Annotated in this window: 13 protein-coding genes; 10 read left to right on the top strand and 3 right to left on the bottom strand. The window is 65.5% G+C overall.

What is annotated here, in order from left to right; translation table 11 throughout:
* Positions 1 to 5 precede the first annotated feature (5 nt).
* The 3 genes from EDC82_RS10350 to EDC82_RS10340 are packed head-to-tail and all read right to left on the bottom strand — an operon-like array spanning position 6 to position 4,385.
* On the bottom strand, positions 6 to 1,049 hold the full coding sequence (locus EDC82_RS10350) for a glycosyltransferase family 4 protein (RefSeq protein WP_131941415.1): 1,044 nt from the start codon (positions 1,047 to 1,049) through the stop codon (positions 6 to 8).
* Positions 1,049 to 2,965 carry a nucleoside-diphosphate sugar epimerase/dehydratase gene (locus tag EDC82_RS10345; protein WP_131941412.1) on the bottom strand — a complete coding sequence of 639 codons (1,917 nt, stop codon included), beginning with the start codon at positions 2,963 to 2,965 and terminating at the stop codon, positions 1,049 to 1,051. Before EDC82_RS10345 ends, EDC82_RS10350 begins: the two co-directional genes overlap by 1 nt.
* Positions 2,966 to 2,969: 4 nt before the next feature.
* Positions 2,970 to 4,385, bottom strand: a complete 1,416-nt coding sequence (locus tag EDC82_RS10340) for a polysaccharide biosynthesis tyrosine autokinase (RefSeq protein WP_131941410.1) — start codon at positions 4,383 to 4,385, stop codon at positions 2,970 to 2,972.
* Between the two features lie 423 nt (positions 4,386 to 4,808).
* Here EDC82_RS10340 and EDC82_RS10335 point away from each other — a divergent pair, with 423 nt between their 5' ends.
* The 10 genes from EDC82_RS10335 (at position 4,809) to EDC82_RS10290 (ending at position 16,613) form a co-directional block, all read left to right on the top strand.
* Positions 4,809 to 6,029 carry an NADP-dependent isocitrate dehydrogenase gene (locus tag EDC82_RS10335; RefSeq protein WP_131941408.1) on the top strand — a complete coding sequence of 407 codons (1,221 nt, stop codon included), beginning with the start codon at positions 4,809 to 4,811 and terminating at the stop codon, positions 6,027 to 6,029.
* Positions 6,030 to 6,160: 131 nt separating this feature from the next.
* Positions 6,161 to 7,216 (top strand): NAD(P)-dependent oxidoreductase, encoded by a 1,056-nt coding sequence (locus EDC82_RS10330; RefSeq protein ID WP_038569060.1) that lies wholly within the window; start codon positions 6,161 to 6,163, stop codon positions 7,214 to 7,216.
* Between the two features lie 78 nt (positions 7,217 to 7,294).
* A complete protein-coding gene (locus EDC82_RS10325) occupies positions 7,295 to 8,182 on the top strand; it encodes a nucleotidyltransferase family protein (protein ID WP_051806060.1) in 888 nt (295 codons plus the stop codon).
* A complete protein-coding gene (locus EDC82_RS10320; RefSeq protein ID WP_038569058.1) occupies positions 8,179 to 8,490 on the top strand; it encodes a PqqD family protein in 312 nt (103 codons plus the stop codon). The genes EDC82_RS10325 and EDC82_RS10320 overlap by 4 nt, the downstream gene beginning before the upstream one ends.
* A 58-nt stretch (positions 8,491 to 8,548) precedes the next feature.
* Positions 8,549 to 9,820: an O-antigen ligase family protein gene (locus EDC82_RS10315; RefSeq protein WP_150112775.1), complete on the top strand. Its 1,272-nt coding sequence runs from the start codon at positions 8,549 to 8,551 to the stop codon at positions 9,818 to 9,820.
* Complete coding sequence (locus EDC82_RS15285) at positions 9,817 to 10,365, top strand: DapH/DapD/GlmU-related protein (RefSeq protein ID WP_160126229.1); 549 nt, start codon at positions 9,817 to 9,819, stop codon at positions 10,363 to 10,365. The genes EDC82_RS10315 and EDC82_RS15285 overlap by 4 nt, the downstream gene beginning before the upstream one ends.
* Positions 10,362 to 11,378 (top strand): glycosyltransferase, encoded by a 1,017-nt coding sequence (locus EDC82_RS10305; protein WP_006944450.1) that lies wholly within the window; start codon positions 10,362 to 10,364, stop codon positions 11,376 to 11,378. Before EDC82_RS15285 ends, EDC82_RS10305 begins: the two co-directional genes overlap by 4 nt.
* Positions 11,375 to 12,565 (top strand): glycosyltransferase, encoded by a 1,191-nt coding sequence (locus EDC82_RS10300; RefSeq protein ID WP_131941403.1) that lies wholly within the window; start codon positions 11,375 to 11,377, stop codon positions 12,563 to 12,565. The genes EDC82_RS10305 and EDC82_RS10300 overlap by 4 nt, the downstream gene beginning before the upstream one ends.
* Complete coding sequence (locus tag EDC82_RS10295; protein ID WP_160126228.1) at positions 12,562 to 14,421, top strand: ABC transporter ATP-binding protein; 1,860 nt, start codon at positions 12,562 to 12,564, stop codon at positions 14,419 to 14,421. The genes EDC82_RS10300 and EDC82_RS10295 overlap by 4 nt, the downstream gene beginning before the upstream one ends.
* Positions 14,422 to 14,426: 5 nt before the next feature.
* Positions 14,427 to 16,613, top strand: a complete 2,187-nt coding sequence (locus EDC82_RS10290; protein ID WP_160126227.1) for a glycosyltransferase — start codon at positions 14,427 to 14,429, stop codon at positions 16,611 to 16,613.
* Positions 16,614 to 16,665: the final 52 nt, after the last annotated feature.

The raw sequence follows: 16,665 nt of genomic DNA, 5'->3' as shown, positions 1-16,665 counted from the left end.
GATCTTCATGCGGTCTCCTTCGATCCACGGCCCGCGTCGGGACGCGGTCGAGCACTGCGCAGGGCGAAGGGAGCCACGACGTATGCGCCCGCAGCGCCCGCCATGCCGGCCATTCCCGCTGGGTTCCCCACACGCGCCGACGCTGCCGCCGTGATCGCAGCGAAGGCGTGCGCGGCGCTGGCACGTGCGTGGGTCAATCCGACGTGGTCGACGAGGTGCTGGTAGGCGTGTTCCCGATGGGCCTCCGTCAGCGGTTCTCCTGCGCGCGCCCGACGAATGATGGCTTGAGCAGTATCGGTCACGTAGGGCAACAGCGGAGCAGCCGTGGCCATGGCGGCACGCCAACGGGTTGCGGAGGCGCGGCCCTCGCCCCCGCGCGCAGCCGCGACGATCCCGACCGTGAACAGTCCGCCGAACAGGTACGAGCCGGCGTCGCCGAGAAAAACCTTGGCGGTTGGCGCGTTCCACGGGAGGAAACCCAGCCCGGAGCCTGCGGTGACCGCACCGAGTACCGCGAGGGTCACGTCTTGCTCGGCCTGCGCCACGAGGTAGGCGTTCACGCCCCAGACAGCAGCCGTCGAACCGGTGATGCCGTTGATGCCGTCCATGAAGTTGACGACATTGACGAGCCCGGGCATGGCCACGATGGCCGCAGCAGCAACCAGCGGAGGGAGGTCGGCCGTGGCTGTGACGGCCCCGGCCAGTGCCTGAGCCGCAAGCCGGGGGAGAGGCGGCAGCCCACCGGTGTGGTCGTCGGCGTACCCGACCGCTGCCATCGCCAGCGGCGCTGCCACGAGGGCGGCGGGCAAACGGCGGCGCGCCGTCGGTTCCGTCAGCTCGACGGCTGCCACCCCGACCGCTGCGCCGCACACGCAGGCGATGCCGCCACCACGTGGGATCGGCGTGGTGTGGCTCGAACGGTGGTTCGGAATGTCGAGCGTTCCTGCTCGCAGCATCACGCGGCGGACCAGAGGGGCTGCGGTGAAAGTCGTGAAAGCGGCGGCTGTTCCGGCCTTCAGCGCGACGCGCGCGACGGGGGAGGCGTGCATCAGATGTTCTCCCCACCATGGTGATCGGCGACGGAATCGGGGGAGAGGATCGGCCCCTCCGCGGTGATGTCGATGTCCTTGCTCGGGTCGTGGTCGCGATGGCCGCCGGAGTGCTCGACCATCCAGGCGAGTGCGTCGGCGTCCGTTTCGAAGTACTGCGCGCGCACGAGCTGCGGGTCGATCGCCGGCACGCCGACGTGCGAGACGAGCGGGTGCTCGGAGGTCTTGATCTCCTCGCCGGGCGTGAACAACTGCTCCGAGAGCTTCTCACCCGGGCGCAGCCCCGTGTACTGGATCTCGATGTCGTGCTTGCCCGCCATTTCGATGAGCGTGCGCGCCACGTCGACGATCTTCACCGGCTTGCCCATGGCGAGCACCATGACCTCGCCGTCCGTGCCGATCGCCGACGCCTGCAGCACGAGCTGACACGCCTCGGGGATGAGCATGAAGAACCGCTCGACGTCCGGGTGCGTCACCGTCACCGGGCCACCGCGCTCGATCTGCGCCGTGAACGCCGTGATGACCGAGCCGCGCGAGCCGAGCACGTTGCCGAAACGCACACTGACGTACGTGGCGTCACCGGCGCTCGCAAACGACGCCGTGAGGCGCTCCGCGAGACGCTTCGAGTACCCGAGCACCGACGACGGCCAGGCCGCCTTGTCGGTCGAGACGTTGACGAACGTCTCGACGCCGACGGCCTGCGCCGCCTCGAGCACGTTGAGGGTGCCGAGGACGTTCGTCTTCCACGCCTCGATCGGAAACTGCTCGAGCAACGTCAGGTGCTTGAGCGCCGCGGCGTGGAACACGACCTGCGGCTGCTCCCGCTCGAACACCGTCGCGAGCGATTGAGAGTCACGGATGTCGCACAGCGCGAGCGTGCCGTCGTCGAGCAGCGCCCGACCCGTCATCGACATCTGTGCGGCGTGCATCGCAGACTCGTCCCGATCGAGCAGGACGAGCTTGGCCGGGCCGTACTTGTCGAGCTGACGGCACAGCTCCGAACCGATCGAACCGCCCGCACCCGTCACGAGCACACGCTTGCCCGCGATCGACTGACGAATCGCCGTCTGATCCAACTCGATCCGCTGACGCCCGAGCAGGTCCTCGAGGTTGAGCTGACGCAGATCCGCACCCCGTGGGGAGTGGAACATCTCGTTGAGCGGCGGCATGATCAGCACGTCGAGACCGGCCTGGCGGGCGCGCTCGGTGACGTCACGCACGTCCTCGCCCTGCATCGTGGACGCCGCGATGATGAGCGCGCTCGCGTTGGTGCGCTCCGCCTCGCGCGCGATGGCCTCACGCGTGCCGGTGACGCGCAGACCGTCGACGTTCAAGCGGCGCTTGCCCGGGTCGTCGTCGAGGAGCGCGGCGGGTACGTACCGCGTGCCCTCCGAGGTGTCCCGGTGCAAACCGCGCACGAGCTGGCGCCCGCTGTGGCCGGCGCCGAAGACGATGGCCTGCACGTCCTGCTCACGCGAGACGCGCCGCCCCCAGCGCCACGAGCGCACGAGGAAGCGCAGCGTGAACATGCCGAGCAGCGCGAACATCTGCGCCGTGAACGGCATGCTCCGCGGCACGTGTGGCACCCCGAACGCCAGACGCAGCACGGCGAGCACCAGCCCCGTCGCCACCGCCGCTTTGGCGATGTCGGCGGTCTCCTCGAACGAACCGCGCACGTGCCCGATGCGATAGGGGCCGAGGACGAAACCGATGACGGCGTACAACCCGACCGCGAGCAACGCGAACATGGCGATCTCGACGGACGCCGAATCGGAGATGTCGAGGTCGAAGCGCACCCATGCCGCGGCGTAGGCGGCGCACAGGACGAGCACGAGGTCGGTCGCGAACCAGCCGTAACGAACGGCGCGATCACGTTCCCTCAGAGGCAGTCGGGTTGATCCCCCCGGCGCAGACATCGCCTCAGTTGCCCTTTCTCGAGCGGCGGCTCGTCAGGGTGCGGCCCTTGTCGTCGTCGGCGGCGGTGGAGGGGGAGTAGTCGTAGCGGTAGTCGTAGTAGTTGCCGCGCGGGCCCCGCTCGACACGGTTGAGCACGACACCGAGCACCTTCGCGTCGACGGCGTCGAGGTGGTCGAGCGCGTCGAGGAATTGGTCGCGCTTGACGATTCCGGCGCCCGCGATGACCAGCGTGCCGTCCGTGACGCGCGAGAGGACGGCGGCGTCGGTGACGGGCAGCAACGGCGGCGCGTCGATGATGACGTAGTCGAAACGCCCACGCAGATCCTCGAGCATCGCGCGCATCGGCTCACTGCCGAGCAGCTCGCTCGGGTTCGGCGGTGTCGCACCCGAGCCGAGCACCATGAGACGGCGCTCGCCGAAGCGCTGCACCACATCACGCACGGCGACACGGCCGATGAGTACGTCGGTGAGGCCGACGCCACCCTCGAGACCCATGTAGCTGAGCAGCCGCGGACGACGCAGGTCACCCTCGATGAGGCAGATGCTCGCACCCGACTCGGCGAGCGCGAGAGCGAGGTTCGCCGCCGTCGTCGTCTTGCCCTCTCCGGGCAGCGACGAGGTGACGGTGATGACGCGCGGGTGCTCCGTCGCGTCGACGAATTGCAGGTTGGTGCGCAGCGAGCGGAACGCCTCCGCGCGCGTCGAGTGCGGGTCGTCGGCGACGATGAGCGGGTGGGCACTCGCGTCCTTGTCGAAGGGCACGGCGCCGAGGACGGTGACGTCGTCAGCGGCCTGGAGGACGTCGTCCTTCGTGCGCAGCTTGGTGTCGAGACGCTCACGCAGCAGCGCGAGCGCGGTGCCGGCGAGCAGGCCGAGCAGGCCCGCGAGGACGAGGTTCGTCGGCCAGCTCGGGCCGACCTTCGTGCTCGTGGTCGCCTGCTGCACGAGCGTCACCTTGACGGGGCTCGGCTTGTCCTTCGAGACGCTCTCGAGCTCGTCGACGGCCTTGGGGAACTGCTCGCCGAGCGCATGCGCGATGGCGTGCGCGCGCTTCGGGCTCGTGTCGACGACGCTCGTGTTGATGATGACGGTGTCCGGCGCGGCCTGCGCCGTCACCTTCGGCTCGATCGCCGTCGCGCCGCCGGGCATCTTGACCTCGTCTGCGACGGGCTGGAGCACCTTCGGCGTCTTCATGAGCTGGGTGTAGCTCTTGACGCGATCCTGCGTGAACGTGTTGCCCTGCGCGAGCTGCGAGTTGTTCGACGCATCCGCGGTCGAGACGAAGAAGCGCACCGACGAGCTGTACGTCTTGTGCGTGAAGAGAGTGAGGAGCACGGCGAGGGAGAGTGCGATGAGCACGCAGCCGGCAATGATGCGCCAGCGCTTCATGATGGCGCGCATGTACGACTGAAGATCCACCCAGTGCCTCCTGATGTGTTCGCGCATGGCGCGCGAGTGTCATTGAGACCTTACGGACTGTCCTCGAACCGCACCAAAGTCTGTATCTAGGACAACTGACCTGATTCAACGGCAGCGGCGCGGCGCTAATTCGACCTCACCCTTGAGTGTGCCTCGCTGCCGGTCATGAGGATTTCCAAGGGTTTTCGCAGTGTGCGCCCAGCATTTGTCGCCGGCGCGGAGGGGGGTGCGGGGGCGGGTGTCGTCGCCTACCCGCAGGTATGGTGACGAACGTCACATCGTGTCGCTGTTGTGCGATGCCCCGTCGCGGCTCGCAGGCGCTGCGCGCGCCGTGACGACGTTGCGGGGAGCCGGTGGGATGGCGATAGCCTGAGCGCAGCGAACATTCGTCGCACCAACTGATCGAAGGAGCCAGCACAGGCCATGGAGAAGATCAAGGTCAAGAACCCCATCGTCGAACTCGACGGTGACGAGATGACGCGCATCATCTGGCAGTTCATCAAGGACCGCCTGATCCACCCCTACCTCGACGTCGACCTCAAGTACTACGACCTCGGCATCGAGAACCGTGACGCGACGGACGACCAGGTCACCGTCGACGCGGCGAACGCGATCAAGGAGTACGGCGTCGGCGTCAAGTGCGCGACGATCACGCCGGACGAGGCGCGCGTCGAGGAGTTCGGCCTCAAGGAGATGTGGAAGAGCCCCAACGGCACCATCCGCAACATCCTCGGTGGCGTGATCTTCCGCGAGCCGATCATCATCAGCAACGTGCCGCGTCTCGTGCCGGGCTGGACGAAGCCGATCATCGTCGGCCGTCACGCGCACGGCGACCAGTACAAGGCGCAGAACTTCAAGGTGCCCGGTGCGGGCACCGTCGAGATCTCCTACACCCCGGCCGACGGTGGCGAGAAGCAGGTCTACGAGGTCGCCGAGTTCCCCGAGTCCGGCGGCGTCGCGATGGGCATGTACAACTACAACAAGTCGATCGAGGACTTCGCTCGCGCGTCGTTCAACTACGGCCTCGAGCGCAACATGCCCGTCTACCTGTCCACGAAGAACACCATCCTCAAGGCGTACGACGGCGCGTTCAAGGACATCTTCCAGGACGTCTTCGACCGCGAGTTCAAGGCCGAGTTCGACAAGCGCGGCCTCACGTACGAGCACCGCCTCATCGACGACATGGTCGCCTCTGCGCTCAAGTGGGAGGGCGGCTACGTCTGGGCGTGCAAGAACTACGACGGTGATGTGCAGTCCGACATCGTCGCGCAGGGCTTCGGCTCGCTCGGCCTCATGACGTCCGTGCTCATGACGCCCGACGGCAAGACGGTCGAGGCGGAGGCCGCGCACGGCACCGTCACGCGTCACTACCGTCAGCACCAGCAGGGCAAGGAGACGTCGACGAACCCGATCGCGTCGATCTTCGCCTGGACGCGCGGCATCGCCAAGCGTGGCGAGCTCGACGGCACACCCGAGGTGACGAAGTTCGCCGAGACCCTCGAGCGCGTCTGCGTGCAGACGGTCGAGGAGGGCAAGATGACGAAGGACCTCGCGCTGCTCATCAGCAAGGACCAGCCGTACCTCAACACGCAGGACTTCCTCGCCGCCATCGACGAGAACCTCAGCAAGGCCATGGCTGCCTGATCACAGCGGTCTCGCCGGTGACGCCCTCCGTCGCGTGTTCAAGGACACGTGACGGGGGGCGTCATGTTCTGACGCCCGTCATGCCGGGGCGTTAGAGTGGCACGGAGCAACGGGTCACGACGAAGGGCGCCATGCGCATTCTCATCACCGGCGGGGCCGGATTCATCGGTCAACATGTCGCCGTCATGCTGGCCTCGGAGCATGAACTGGTCGCCGTCGACAGTTTGAATGCCCAGGTGCACCAGCATGCAGAAGCTGCCGTGCAGCGCTTTCCGGGGCAAGTCGTCATCGCAGACGTCAGTCAGGCAAGCACGTGGGACGCATTGCCGGGGTTCGATGTCGTCGTTCATCTGGCTGCTGAAACCGGTACGGCACAATCCATGTACGAGGCCGGGCGCTATAGGGCTGTCAACGTGGAGGGGACGCGGCTCGCGGCTGCTGCGGCGGCTTCTTGGGGTGCCGCTCTCGTCGCACTGTCGTCCCGAGCCGTCTACGGCGAGGGACGGTACGAGTGCCGGCGCCACGGCACTCGGTTCGGGGCGCGTTGCTGTCCCCAGGCAGAGGCCGCGCCGTCCCGGGAGGAGGACCCGCACCGCCCTGTTTCCGTCTACGGAGAAACCAAGTCCGAGGCGGAGGCCATCCTCGCGGAGTACGCTGCCGCGATCCCGGTCACTGTTCTACGGCCGCAGAACGTGGTGGGCTTCGGACAGGCACTCCACAATCCCTATACGGGGGTTCTGGCAGCTTTTCTCGCGCGCCTCCGCGAGGGTCGACCGTTGTCGGTCTATGGCGATGGCTCTGCGACGAGGGATTTCGTGCACGTCGACGATGTTGCGCGTCTGATCACCTGGTGCATCGATCACCCGGGTCGACTCGGGAGCCTGCGGGTTCTCAACTGTGGCACCGGTGAGCGTACGTCGTTGACCGACCTGGCGCGGTTTGCTGCTGCTGCGGCCCCGGTCGCGAGTGCGCCGGTGGAGTATGTGGATGTCGGCCGGGCCGGGGACATCGAGCACGCCGTTGCCTCTCTGGAGGGTCTCCGTTCCGCAGGCGCGCCATTGCCCCTGATGAGCAGTGAGCAGGCCGTGGCCGACTTCATTGGTCGATCGTGGGGCTTGCCCGGCGCCGATTCGGAGGCATGGGACGTCGCCCTGCGCGAATTACGGCAGAGAGGTCTGACGAGCTGAGTTCGCCGCGAGGGCAAGGCAAGTTGGCGCTACGCGCCTGTGTGTTGGAACGTGCAAGGCCAGGATAGGGGATGACGAATGGACACGATGACGGCAAACTGCGTCGAGGTCCCTCAGACAGTCCGTGTCCGGCTGCTGCATGCTTATGTACAGCTCATCGCTGACGAGGTCGGTTGCGACCTTCTCCACGTCAAAGGCCCAGCAGTGGATCTCCGCCTGCAGCGGGCGGCGCGGCACAGCGTTGACGTGGACGTCCTCGTTCGCCCCCAGCACGTGCTTGCCTTTGTCGAGGCGCTCCGGGCGCGAGGTTGGCGCGAGATCACAGGTTTCGACGAAGGCTCCGCTTTCGGTCACGCGATGAACCTCCGCCACGAGCTCGGCCTTCTGGATGTACATCGCTGGTGGCCCGGGTTCGATGTCGAGCCCGCGACGGCCTTCGAAGCCATGTGGGGACAGCGCACAACCCGGACCCTCGCCGGGGTGGCCTGTGATGTGCCGTCGCTGAACGATCAGCGACTGGTGCTGCTTCTTCACTTCGCGCGTAGCGGCGGCCACCGGATCGAGGACCTCGAGGCTGCCTGGGGCGGGGCTGAGGAGGGGAGCCGCGCCGCAGTGGTACGGCGCGCCGACGAGATGGAGGCTCGGCTGGCGCTGGCTGCCGCCGTCGGTGGTCTCGAGGAATTCCGTGGGCTGCCTGCCTACGCGTTGTGGAAGTACTTCTCCAGCGGGCAAGGATCACGTCTGGACGAGTGGGGCGGGCGTTTCCGGGCGGCACGCGGGCCACTGGCGAAGGGGCGGGTCTTCCGTGCATTCTTCATGGTCAACAAGGGCCTCTTGAGCGACGAGCTGGGCCACCCTCCCACGCGCCGTGAATATGTGCACGCTTTCCGGCAGCGATTCGTCACGGCCCTCGGTGATGTGCTTCACCGGCTTGAAACGCGGCTGCGTACGAGGGCCGAGCGATGACTCGCCGTGAAGAAACCCAGGGCCGATGGGCCATCCCTGAGGACATCGCTGTGGAGACGGACCCCGATGATCGATCTGCGGTGTGGGTGCTCAGGGCGTCTCGAGGAGTCATCGTGCGGTTGCCGCAGGTAGGGTTGCTGGTCTGGCGGGCGTCCCCGCGGGTCTCCGACACGGAGGGGCTCGTGGCGCTCTTGGCTGCTGAGCACGGATGGCCGTCCGACGAGATCGCGCAGCCCGTGCAGAACTTCGTGATGTCCTTGGTCGATCACGGCCTGCTGGAGGAGAGGTCGGGCCATGAATCGAACTGAGGGGATGGCTCCCGAGTGGCAGCACCTGCTCGGCGCTGAGACCCGCCGAAGTGCGTCTGTGCCTGAATCCCGTAACGTCAAGGCCGCAACGGAAGGACCGCACGCCTCGACGCGCGTGGAAAAGGTCGGGCAGGCCGTCGCCGGCTTCTGGGGGCCGGTGGTTCTCCTGGACCTCGTCATGGGTTTCTCGCTGATGTTCGTCACCACCGCCCTGCCTGGGGGTCTTGTGGGCGGTCTTGCAACGGGTGTCGTGATGGTGGCCGTCAGTGCCTGCCGGCGAGCGAAGCTGACCGTACCGGGCGGTGGTCTCCTGGTCATCGCCTTCCTGGCACTCATGGCCTTCCTCGTCCTGGTTTCCGTCTTCCACGGCATGCCGTGGCAGCAGCGCCTCCTGAAGTTCTTCATTCTCTTCGCCGTGTGCGTTGTCATCGCAACCGGGCGGATCGACATTCGGTCGTTCATCATCGGAGCATGCATGAGCGCATGTGCCAACGTCCTTCTGTTCTATGCCGGGCTGACGGAGAATAATTACCCGCCATATCTGACCGGTTTCTATGGGGACAAGAACGTTGCAGGGATGTACTACGCGATATGGGGGATCCTCGGGCTTGCGGTTCTGTCCCCGCGTTGGCGCATACCGTGGTTCTTCCTCTCGACGTGGTTCGTCTTTCTCACCGGATCGCGAACCGCGCTCGGAGGTATCGTGCTGGCCGCCCTGTGGGTCCTGCTCCGCAACCGGATCGGTGTGGCCTATCGAATCGCCCTCGCGGCGATCGGGTATGCGGTTCTCGTCTTCTCGATCAACAACTATGCCTCCAGTTCCGCGTTCGGTGACCGAACAGGCACCGATTGGTACAGGGCGCAGATCGATCAGGCGATGGAAATCAAAGCATCCCTGACGCCGTGGACGGGCCTCGGTCTCAATCAGGGGTTCGTGGTGATCGGTGATCGACGGCAATGGTTCCATGATTCGTATCTGCAGGCTTTCGTCGAGGGCGGTCATGTTTTTCTCTGGTCAACCGTTCTGGCCTTCGTCCTCCTCGGCCTGGGATTGCTCGATCGACGACTGCATGTCTCATGGGAGATGCTCACAGCAGAGGCGACGGTCATCGTCGTGCTCGTCTGCGCGTGGAAACTGGGAGAGGTGTTCATGACGGTGGGTGCCTTCATCGTGCTCGGAATCTGCATCGCTTACCGTCTCGGCAAACCCGCCGCCGCGTCGAATCTTGCGTGGCGGGCCGCAGAGATCGCCCCGCCACGCGCATCCAACGCGGCGCCGCTGCATCGCGGCGCTCCAGTCGGCGCCTCGCGATCGGAGGTCCAGGCGTGAAGATGACACGAACATTGATCGAGAAGACCCCAGGTGTTCGCTATCGGCGGGCCCAACTCCTGATCCCTTTGTATCGACGGGCCTTCGCGCACTTCGGGTCGAGCAGCGTGCTGGTTTCGCCTCTCATGATCCAGGGGACCGACAGGATCAGCGTCGCGGATCGGGTCATCATTCGAGACGGCGCTTGGCTGGCGGCGGAAGGCCCCGCGGGGCACCTTGCCATCGGTGCGGACACCTACATCGGCCATCGCGTACACCTGCACTCGATCGACCCGGTGAGCATCGGTCGCGGTTGTGTCTTCGCGGACAACGTCATGGTGACGTCGACCGACCATGCCCGAGGAGGCTCACGGCATGAGGTCCGCGGCACCGGGCCCGTCCTCATCGAGGACGACGTCTTCATCGGCCAGAACGCCGTGGTGCTCGGAGGAGTAGCCATCGGCAGAGGGGCGACTGTTGCAGCCGGCGCCGTCGTCGTCAAGGATGTGGCGCCGGGCGCCGTCGTGGGCGGCGTTCCTGCGCGCGTGATGGGAGGTGAAGCGTGACGCGCTCGCGGTCACTGCTCATCATCTCTCCTTCATTCCACGGCTATTACGCAGCCATCGGGCGGGCGTTCGGTGAGTTGGGGTACGAGGTGCTCACCCATTGCTACGACGTCGCCGCGTCGCCCGCTGAGAAGCTCTGGAACAAGACCGCACACGAACTAGCCGGCAAACTTCGAGGTGACGGAGGGCATCTGTCCGGCGCCACGGTCTCGCGCCGCGCCATGGCCCGGGTTCGCGAAGTGTCTCCAGACTTCGTCCTCGTCATTCGCGGGGATGTTCTGACAGAAGAGTTCTGGGCCCTCGCCGCCGAGAACGACCGGCTCGTCGGAGTGTGGATGTATGACGAGATCCGCCGTACCAATTTTGACGCGGACCTCGTCGGGCGGTATGCCCAGTTGGCGACGTACAGCGCCCAGGACGCTGCAACGCTCCGGGCGGCTGGTCATCGTATCGCGCAGGTGCCTTTGGGTTTCGATGCATCGAGCGTCATCGACAACACAACTGCGGGCGCCGGGCTCGTGAGTTTCGTCGGTGCGCCCTTGCCCAAGAGAGAGCATGCGCTCGCGGCGCTTGTCTCTGCAGGTGTCCCCGTTCAGGCCTGGGGGCGGGGCTGGTCGGATCACGTGTTCGACCGCGCGCGCACGTGGCGTGTGCGCTCACTCGGCATCCCGGCCAGACGCGACGTGGCCGGCCCGTCCGCGCACGCCATCATGCGGAACGGCAGGGCCACCTTGAACATCCACGGGGATCAGGACGGCTTCACGATGAGAACGTTCGAGGCCGCCGGGGTGGGTGCGGTGCAGATCATTGATCGTGCCGACGTGGCGGATTTCTACGATCCAGGCGAAGAGATCCTCGTGTACGACGGCCACGAGGAGCTCGTGGACCTGTGCCGACACGCGGTGGCGCGTCCGCAGGACTTCATGATGCTGCGCGAGAGGGCACGTCGACGTACTCTCGCCCAACACACCTTCACGCACCGCGCGGACGCTCTATTGGAGGCGTGGTCGTGAGTGACAGGGGCCGAGCGGTCGTCCTCGCCCCGATGCTTGCCGCGCGCGGCGGCGCCGAGCGCGTAGCGCTCGTCGCAGCTGAAACGCTCAAGGCAGCCGGTTACGACACGGTGATCGTGGCTCCCGGCCAGGTTGATGACCTCGGGGCTTACGCCGATTACTTCGGGATCGACCTCGACGGCGTTGCGTACGAGGAACTTCCCAGCGTCGGGAGGATGGGACGCTTCGAGGCGCTGCGAACGGTGATCGAAGAGTTAGTCTGGGCCCGCATCGTGCGCTCGATGCAGCCGGACGTCTTTCTCACGTGCATGTACGGCGCGACTCTGCCGGGACTCGCCGAGCGCAGTCTGTATTACATCCACTTCCCGCACCAGTTGACGACGCCCGGACTCACGGGTCTTCGTGCACGTTACGTCTCCTGGACGCAGTACGCGCGCCGCCTGCAGAATCGGGGGAGCGACTTTCGAGCCACCTACACGTCATTCCTTGCCAACTCACGGTTCACCGCCTCTCACGCGCGACAGCGTTGGGGTGTCGACCCCTACGTCCTCTACCCGCCCTGTTGCGGCGTCGGGGCAGGACGGGTTTGGCGGCAGCCTTCGATCCTCGCAGTCGGAAGATTTCAGGACCGGCAGCCGGGTCACCCGTACAAGAACCAGGAAGCCCTCATCGTGGCCTTCCGCGCAATGGCGGACCTGCACGCAGAAGGCTGGCAATTGCATCTGGCTGGGAGTGTTGGTTCAGAGGCAGAGCTGGCCAGGCTGCGTGAGATGTCCGTTGGCCTGCCCGTCGCGTTTCATCCCAATGCCTCTCTTGAAGAACTGCACACGCTTTATCGCGAGTCGTCGGTGTACTGGCACGCACAGGGTTTCGGAGAGTCACACCTCATGGCACCGCAGTCACAGGAGCACTTCGGCATCACGACCGTGGAAGCCATGTCCGCGGGAGCTATCGCCATGGTGTATGACACCGCGGGCCCGGCAGAAGTCGTCGCAGACGCGCCAGGAACGGTGCGATGGACGAGCTTGGAGGAGTTGCGGCTGGCTACACGCAATATTGCCCGCGCCGATCCGACAGACTTGGCCAGCTTGCGTCGAGCCGCGCAGCGGCGAGCAGCAGAATTCTCCGAGGCCGCGTTCGCGACACGCCTCCTGACCCTCGTCGAAACCGGGAGTCCTCGTTCATGACTACTTCTGTTGAACCGGAGACCTCCTGGGTGCGCGAGTTGCGCTACCTAGTCTCCAGCTTTCCACGCGGCACCCGCGCACAGCTCGGCTTGTACGCTGCACTGCAGTTCGTGGTCTCATTGCTCGATCTCGCCGGCTTGGCAGTCGTCCTGCCCGTCATGCAGGTGCTTTCCGGGGCGAGCCTCGAGGCCGGTTACCTCGGGGTCATCCATCGCCTTGCGGGCACGCCTGAGCGTGGCCCTTTCGCCGTGATGCTTTGCGTCGCCATGGTGCTGGCTTTCTTGACAAAGAGCATCTTTGCCCTCGCGGTCGCGCGCTGGTCCTTCGACTTCGTGGCCCGTCTCCAAGTCCTGACAGCGACCAGGCTGCTGCACAGCTACTTGAGCGACAGCTATCTCGTGCAACGACGACGGGATGTCGGCGCGGTCGTCCGTACGGTGGGTGCCGCGGTGCAGGCCGCCCACGCCAACGTTCTGGGAGGCGTGCTCGGGGTGTTCGGGCAGCTCCTGTCAATCAGTCTCATTGCCGGTTTCCTCTTCGCCGTGGCCCCTGGCGCGACCCTGGGCGTCATCGTGTACTCCCTCGTGGCGGTCGCGCTGGTCCAGCGATTCTTGGCGCCGAGGAATCGAAGGGCGGGTATCGCTGCGCAAGAGGCCGCGGGGCAGATGAGCCATGCGTTGCTCGAAGCGATCTATGGGGCCCGCGAAGTGCGAATGCACAAGGCTGAGCAGCACTTTCTCGTGACGTACAGTGATGCGGCCACACGTAATGCCGCCGCGTCTCGGGACGCCAACTTCTATGCCCAGGCTCCCAAGTATGTCCTCGAATTCGTCACGATTCTCGGGATCGCGGTTCTGCTGTGTTCGAGCGCGCTGAGCGGCGGGGCGGACAACACAATGCCCACCATCACCCTCTTCGTCGCGGCCGCCGTGAAGTTGCTGCCGTCGTTGACAGCGCTCACCGCCACGCTGGGAAACATCCGATTCGGCATCGAGGGCCTCCATGTCACGACGAAAGCTTTGCGGGGACTGAGCGAAGCCCCCCGCAAGGGGGCCGCCCGAGCTGGACGAGCCCAGAAGGACCCGCACCTGGGCCACGCGGCGACTGCGATGGGATCCGGCGACCTCGTCGTCGACGACGTGCGGTTCCGTTACCCGGATGGGGTCGACGACGTGTTGCAGGGCGTGTCATTCGTGGTTCCCGAGGGATCGTCACTTGCTGTTTGCGGCTTGTCCGGCTCCGGCAAGACAACCCTCATCGACATTGTCCTCGGGCTAATCCAACCTACCTATGGCCAGGTGTCGTTCGATGGGCTCGACATCGTCGCCGATCATGCACAATGGCTTGACAAGGTCGCTTACGTTCCGCAGGACGTCTACCTGCTGGCCGCGACGTTGTGGGAGAACGTGGCGTTCGGAGCCGACGAAGAGTCTGCCGACCGTAGGGCTGTTGAAGCGGCCCTTCGCCTGGCACAACTCGGTGAGCTTGTTGATTCCCTGCCGGGGGGTATCGACGCGATCGTCGGCTTTCAAGGAACCCAATTGTCGGGTGGGCAGAAGCAACGCGTCGGTATCGCGCGGGCACTGTATCGTCGCCCGCAGGTCCTCGTTCTCGACGAGGCCACGTCAGCTCTGGACAACGAGACAGAGGACAAGATCAGCGCAGTCATTCGTGGCCTACACGGAAGCATCACGGTGATTCTCGTGGCCCACCGGCTTTCGACCGTCAAGCATGCCGATTGTGTGATCTACCTGGAGGATGGCCGCGTAGTCGGGTCCGGCACCTTTGCGAAACTACAAACCCAGAGCCCCGCGTTCGCACGCTTGGTGCGTCTCGGTCGACTCGAGGAGGGATGAAGCGAATGGCTGACAACCTCGGAGTCACGGTCGTCGTCGTGTGCTATAATCACGAGCGGTTCGTAGAAGAATTGCTCGATTCGATCCTCGTCCAGACGCGTGCGCCGGAGCGCGTGCTCATCATCGACGATGCATCCGGCGACAGTTCTGTGGCGCGGATTGTATCCTGGCTCTCCCGCCATCCAGAGGCCGGATATGAGCTTGTCGTGCACCCTCAGAACATCGGGTTGTGCCGTGGTCTGAATGAAGCGCTGGAGACGATCACCACACCGTTCTACACGTACGTCTCGGCAGATGATCGGATGATTCCTGAACGGTTGGAGTCGCTCATAGATCGCTGGGTGGGGGATGGGCACCGTGCCGTTGCTGTCTATTCGAACGCCCGGCGGATCGACGAGGAAGGCCAGGTGCTGCAGCCGGACTACCGCACGCTGCACGAGTGGCCCTCAGGCCCAGGGGCACTCGAAGGCAACATCCACACGCGTCTGCTGCATCAGTGCTGGTTACCCGCAGCCTCGGTCCTGGTAGCGACCGAGGCCGTTCGGGCCGTAGGGGGATACGACGAGCGATGGTTCTTCGAGGACTATGACCTGTGGCTACGTCTTGCGGCTCATGGGCGCATCATCTGTGTCGATGAACCGCTCGTGGATTTCCGTGAGGTATCGACGTCGCTCGGGACCACTCGTTTCCGAGACGATGACGCGGGGTTTCTCGCCGCTCGCGTCGGGATACTGCTCAAACAGGTGGGGGTCTCGGATGAGGGGGATGCCTATATTCGGACCGCCATGCCGCCCCTGGCCATCCGGCTGTGGCGAACAGGGGAATACCGTGACCTGGTTGTCGAGGCGCTGCGCGCTGCCACGCAAGAGCGTCCTGCGCTTGGCCTAGGCGTTCGTCTCGCTCTCGCCCGCGTAGGAGTAACGCGTGAGCCAGGGGCAGTTCGCGCCTTGGCCTGTTTGGTCCGTGAGACCCGAGACAGGTGCCGGCGACTCGTCCAGACCCCGCTCTCTGCCGTGATCTCACGAGGTCATGCACCCGCTATGCAGCGCCGTGTCGCGGCCGCTCACGGCGTGCGACGGGTGGCTGTGCTGGCGATCGGAGATCCTCGTGACCCAGGATTGTGGTCGGGCACGCCCAGCAACCTCGTGCAGGGGCTTGAAGAGGCCGGCGTCGATGTGATCACCGTGGACTGCTCCCCGGTCGGCTGGCGCTTCGTCAGACGGGCGGTACAGCTGGCCTGGGGGGTTCCTGGACTCGCGAAGCGGGGGAGGCGAACAGCCATGCGGCGTGCCCTGGCCGGATCCACGCAGTCGATGACGCATCTGCGGCTCGTCAGCTGGACGGCGGCGCGGCGTCTACGGACCGTAGGCCCAGTCGACGGCGTCCTGCAGATGGGCACCGGTTACAGCGTCCGACACCCCCGCACGGCCTCCTACGAAGACATGACCATTCCACAGGCGCTCCAGTGGCCGTCCCGTTTCTGGGGGACCGTTCCCCAGCGCACGACAGTCGCGCGCAGCCGTCATCAGGTTGAATCGTACGCGGCGAATCATGCCGCACTGTTCTCGACGGGGTGGGCGGCCGATTCTGCAGTGAACGACTGTCATTGCCCTTCCGAGAAGGCTCGCGCGGTGGGTATCAGCGCCAATTTCGAGGTCGAGCCGTCGCACCACAAACAATGGTCTCCCCCGAGATTCCTCTTTCCGGCCAGGGAGTGGATCGGAAAGGGAGGTCCTCAGGTGGCGAAGGCTTTCTCGGACGTCCGTCGAGAGTTTCCCGAGGCAGAGTTGCACCTGGTAGGTCAGCATCCGCAGGTCGAGTTTCCGGGGGTGATCTGCCACGGCTGGAAGGACCTTCGGGATCCAGGCGACCGCGCCGACATGGAGGACTTGTGGCGCCGCGCCACCTGTTGTATCGCACTGGCTGACTGTGAACCAGCAGGCATCATCTTCGTCGAAGCCATGCAGGCAGGGGTTCCCAGCATCGGCCCTGCCGTGGGAGGGCCCGGATGGCTTCTGGGAGACACGGGCATCACGGTTGACCGTGACGACCATGCGGCGCTGGTGGCCGCGATGAAGACAGCAGCAGACCCCGAATCGGCTCGTGAGCGGAGTGGTGCGGCCAGGCATAGGGCGAGTGAATTCACACGCGCGGCTGTTGCTCGTCGGATCATGGCAGCGATCGATGAATGACCTCCCGGGGTGGGAAATTTGCTTGTCGACGACGCTGTGAGGCTGACGCCCA

Origin of the sequence: Dermacoccus sp. SAI-028, from assembly GCF_004346775.1 — a bacterium.
GTDB classification, from domain to species: Bacteria; Actinomycetota; Actinomycetes; order Actinomycetales; family Dermatophilaceae; genus Dermacoccus; species Dermacoccus nishinomiyaensis.
This window is presented reverse-complemented; position numbering and strand designations above follow the sequence as displayed.

What these genes read in the sequence shown, in the direction of transcription:
- EDC82_RS10350 (WP_131941415.1), bottom strand. Translation starts at nt 1,049, where the DNA reads ATGCACGCCTCCCCCGTCGCGCGCGTCGCGCTGAAGGCCGGAACAGCC.
- EDC82_RS10345 (WP_131941412.1), bottom strand. Translation starts at nt 2,965, where the DNA reads ATGTCTGCGCCGGGGGGATCAACCCGACTGCCTCTGAGGGAACGTGAT.
- EDC82_RS10335 (WP_131941408.1), top strand. Translation starts at nt 4,809, where the DNA reads ATGGAGAAGATCAAGGTCAAGAACCCCATCGTCGAACTCGACGGTGAC.
- EDC82_RS10330 (WP_038569060.1), top strand. Translation starts at nt 6,161, where the DNA reads ATGCGCATTCTCATCACCGGCGGGGCCGGATTCATCGGTCAACATGTC.
- EDC82_RS10325 (WP_051806060.1), top strand. Translation starts at nt 7,295, where the DNA reads ATGGACACGATGACGGCAAACTGCGTCGAGGTCCCTCAGACAGTCCGT.
- EDC82_RS10320 (WP_038569058.1), top strand. Translation starts at nt 8,179, where the DNA reads ATGACTCGCCGTGAAGAAACCCAGGGCCGATGGGCCATCCCTGAGGAC.
- EDC82_RS10295 (WP_160126228.1), top strand. Translation starts at nt 12,562, where the DNA reads ATGACTACTTCTGTTGAACCGGAGACCTCCTGGGTGCGCGAGTTGCGC.
- EDC82_RS10290 (WP_160126227.1), top strand. Translation starts at nt 14,427, where the DNA reads ATGGCTGACAACCTCGGAGTCACGGTCGTCGTCGTGTGCTATAATCAC.